Annotated in this window: 4 protein-coding genes; all 4 read left to right on the top strand. The window is 47.7% G+C overall.

What is annotated here, in order from left to right; all coding sequences use genetic code 11:
• A partial coding sequence (gene zapE, locus B7Y67_RS14650; RefSeq protein ID WP_293599273.1) for an AFG1/ZapE family ATPase occupies positions 1–309 on the top strand: 309 nt, incomplete at its 5' end.
• 9 nt (positions 310–318) lie between these two features.
• A complete protein-coding gene (locus B7Y67_RS14645; RefSeq protein ID WP_293599272.1) occupies positions 319–1,167 on the top strand; it encodes a 3',5'-nucleoside bisphosphate phosphatase in 849 nt (282 codons plus the stop codon).
• Positions 1,168–1,223: 56 nt separating this feature from the next.
• A complete protein-coding gene (locus B7Y67_RS14640) occupies positions 1,224–2,426 on the top strand; it encodes a tryptophan--tRNA ligase (RefSeq protein WP_215303492.1) in 1,203 nt (400 codons plus the stop codon).
• A 9-nt stretch (positions 2,427–2,435) separates the two neighbouring features.
• Positions 2,436–2,744: bifunctional 2-polyprenyl-6-hydroxyphenol methylase/3-demethylubiquinol 3-O-methyltransferase UbiG (locus B7Y67_RS14635; RefSeq protein WP_293599271.1), on the top strand; the 309-nt coding region annotated here is incomplete at its 3' end.

Here is a 2,744-nt window from a genome sequence, read left to right as displayed (position 1 = left end):
TGCTGCGGCCCAAGATCCCAAAATGACTATTTAGAGATTGCCAAGCTCTTTCATACGGTGATTTTGTCCGGGGTGCCTTATATGCCACCCAGAATGACAAATGAAGCCCGCCGCTTTATTTGGCTGATTGACGTCCTGTATGACCATAAAATCAAGCTAATCATCTCCGCAGAGGTCCCAGCGGTGGATTTATACACTGAGGGGCAAATTACCAGCGAGTTCTCAAGGACGGTTTCTCGTTTAATTGAGATGCAGTCCCGTGACTACCTGGATGCGCCTCGCCGGGTAATTGACACCAGCTTGACCTAAAATAGGGTCATGACCAGTAATTCCAGCCTCAACGCAGACTTACACTGCCATTCCGTTGTTTCTGATGGAACCCTAACTCCAGAGCAGTTGGCTGAACGCGCCTATGCCAATGGCGTGCGTTTATGGGCTTTAACCGATCATGATGAATTAGGTGGGCAGGTAAGAGCTCAGGACGCTGCAAGCGCGCTGGGCATGGATTACCTTTCTGGGGTCGAAATTTCAGTGACCTGGATGGGGCAGACTATTCATATTGTTGGTTTGGGCATTGATGCTGCTCATGCAGGAATTTTGGAGGGCTTGCGTCTGACTCGCGAAGGACGCGGTAACCGCGCTAAGCAGATGGCAGAACAATTATTAAAGGCAGGCATACCAGGCGCCTATGAAGGCGCACTGCATTTTGCAGGCAATCATGAGCTTATTTCTCGTACGCATTTCGCACGGTTTTTGGTTGAGCAGGGCGTATGTCGCGATACCGATCAAGTCTTTAAAAACTATTTAGTAGAAGACAAGCCAGGTTATGTGCCACACCTTTGGGCAACTTTGGATAATGCGGTTGCTTGGATTAAAGCTGCCGGTGGTGCCGCGGTGATTGCCCACCCTGGTCGTTATAAGTTGAGCTCCATGCAGATGGATGAGCTCTATAAGCACTTTAAAGAAATCGGCGGTATGGCAATTGAGGTGATTACGGGTAGCCATAGCCCGAATCAATATCAAACTTATGGCAAGATTGCCCAGCACTATGGATTTTTAGCTTCTCGTGGGTCAGATTTTCATGATCCAGAAGAGAGTTATATTGATCTCGGTACCTTGCCACATTTGCCTGATCATTTAACTCCTGTGTGGTCGCTTTTCCACTAACCGCTTTCTCCTATTTGCTTAACTAGTTTTAATTACCTATAAGAATAAAGATCAAGATGTTTGCAGAACGTGTTCTATCTGGCATGCGACCTACTGGTAGCTTGCACCTCGGCCACTACCATGGTGTTTTAAAGAATTGGGTTCGCTTGCAGTCTGAGTATCCCTGCTACTTTTTTGTAGCAGATTGGCATGCCTTAACTACTCACTATGAAACCCCGGATGTGATTGAGCAATCCGTATGGGATATGGTGATTGACTGGTTGGCCTGTGGCGTTGATCCAAACCAAGCTACTTTATTTATTCAGAGCAAAGTCCCTGAGCATGCAGAGCTATTCTTATTGCTGTCCATGGGTACACCTCTGGGCTGGTTAGAGCGCGTGCCAACCTATAAAGATCAAATCGAGAAGCTTAAAGAAAAAGATTTGCAGACCTATGGTTTTTTGGGTTACCCCTTGTTACAGGCTGCTGATATTTTGATGTATCGCGCGCAGTTTGTTCCAGTAGGCGAAGACCAGGTGCCACACGTAGAGATGACGCGCGAAGTGGCGCGCCGCTTTAACTATCTTTATGGTCGCGAGCCTGGTTTTGAAGAGAAGGCACTAGAGGCAGTTAAAAAATTAGGTAGTAAACGTGCCAAGATGTATGCCGAGTTGCGCGTGGCTTTTCAGGAGCGGGGCGATGATGAGGCGCTAGAAGAGGCCAAAGCTTTGTTACAAGAAGCGCAAAGTCTTTCTATGGCTGATCGTGAGAGATTGTTTGGCTTCTTAGAAGGTGCTCGCAAAATTATTCTGCCTGAACCACAAGCTTTGCTGACAACGGCATCACGCATGCCTGGTATTGATGGTCAAAAAATGTCCAAATCGTATGGCAATACGATTAGCATTCGTGAAAAACCTGAAGAGGTGATTCGTTCGATCCGTACGATGCCAACCGATCCAGCGCGAGTGCGGAGAACTGATCCGGGTGATCCTGCGCGTTGCCCAGTGTGGCAGTTGCATACCGTCTATTCCAATGATGAAACCAAGACTTGGGTTCAAAAAGAATGTCAGTCTGCAGGCATCGGCTGTTTGGAGTGCAAGCAACCCGTAATTGATGCAATTCTTGCTGAGCAGCAACCCATGTTTGAGCGTGCCCAGAAGTACTTGGATGATCCAAGCTTATTGCGTTCGATTATTGCAGATGGTTCGGACAAGGCTCGCAAGGTGGCCCAAGAAACGATGCGCGAGGTTCGTGAAGCTATGGGCTTGGCGTACGACTAAGGCATCCCTTTGATTTCAGGCCATGATTCCATTGCAGTTGCCTCTCCCTGGGTAAGGCGTTTTGCACCAGCGATTCCGAAGGATGGCAGGGTCTTAGATCTTGCCTGTGGCGCAGGTAGACATACTGCTTTATTGGCTTCTTTGGGCCATCAGATTCTTGCTGTTGACCAAGATATTTCCATGGTGGAGTCGCTTAAAAGTAACTCCATCCAAATTCAAGCGCTAGATCTTGAGGGTTCGGACTGGCCTTTGTTAAATCAACACTTCTCAGGCATTGTGGTGACTAATTATCTATATCGCCCATTTTTGGATGAATTG

It is taken from the genome of Polynucleobacter sp. 35-46-11, from assembly GCF_002281105.1.
The sequence above is the reverse complement of the archived record's forward strand: the minus strand, read 5'-3'. Positions and strand labels throughout refer to the sequence as shown.

Excerpts from the sequence above, each read along its gene's own strand:
- B7Y67_RS14645 (WP_293599272.1), top strand. The coding sequence starts at position 319 with ATGACCAGTAATTCCAGCCTCAACGCAGACTTACACTGCCATTCCGTT.
- B7Y67_RS14640 (WP_215303492.1), top strand. The coding sequence starts at position 1,224 with ATGTTTGCAGAACGTGTTCTATCTGGCATGCGACCTACTGGTAGCTTG.